This window comes from Nocardiopsis rhodophaea, assembly GCF_039530945.1.
GTDB classification, from domain to species: domain Bacteria; phylum Actinomycetota; class Actinomycetes; order Streptosporangiales; family Streptosporangiaceae; genus Nocardiopsis_C; species Nocardiopsis_C rhodophaea.
The window spans coordinates 1-667 of sequence record NZ_BAAAPC010000066.1 but is presented as its reverse complement, the minus strand read 5'-3'; the positions used below and the strand labels follow the sequence as shown (position 1 = coordinate 667).

General features: G+C 60.4%; 1 rRNA gene. It reads right to left on the bottom strand.

Annotated features, from left to right (window positions below):
• Positions 1-448 precede the first annotated feature (448 nt).
• Positions 449-667 (bottom strand): 16S ribosomal RNA (locus ABD259_RS25675); the annotation flags it as partial.

Below are 667 nucleotides of genomic sequence, written 5' to 3'. Positions count from 1 at the left end.
CGGCCTCCCACGTCCTTCATCGGCGCCTGGTGCCAAGGCATCCACCGTATGCCACACTAACTTGGCCACCACAGATACAAGATGCTCGCGCACACTATCCACGAATCAAAACACCAGCCACACACCCAACCACAACACCGCACACAACAAGCAGCCAAACCGGCCACCGACCCCACCACACCAGGCAGAACCAACGACCACCGACCACTCACACAGGTCTTCGTCAGGGTGGCATCCAGGGACCACAACCAACGGTTGCATCCTCAGACACCCAACAGCGCGCCCCCTGGCCTTCCAGCACCAGGGGGAAGTTCGTTCTTCAGCCCAGCCATCCCAGCAGCAACGCCCGGACACAGTCCAGAGCATGCTCCTGGGCCCACTTTCGAGTCCGCCAACCGCCACCGGCCACAACGACCAATGCAACAGCCAGCCACTAAAGACTCCTTAGAAAGGAGGTGATCCAGCCGCACCTTCCGGTACGGCTACCTTGTTACGACTTCGTCCCAATCGCCAGCCCCACCTTCACCCACTCCCTCCCCGAAGGGTTAGGCCACAGGTTTCGGGTGTTGCCGACTTTCATGACGTGACGGGCGGTGTGTACAAGGCCCGGGAACGTATTCACCGCGGCACTGCTGATCCGCGATTACTAGCGACTCCACCTTCATGG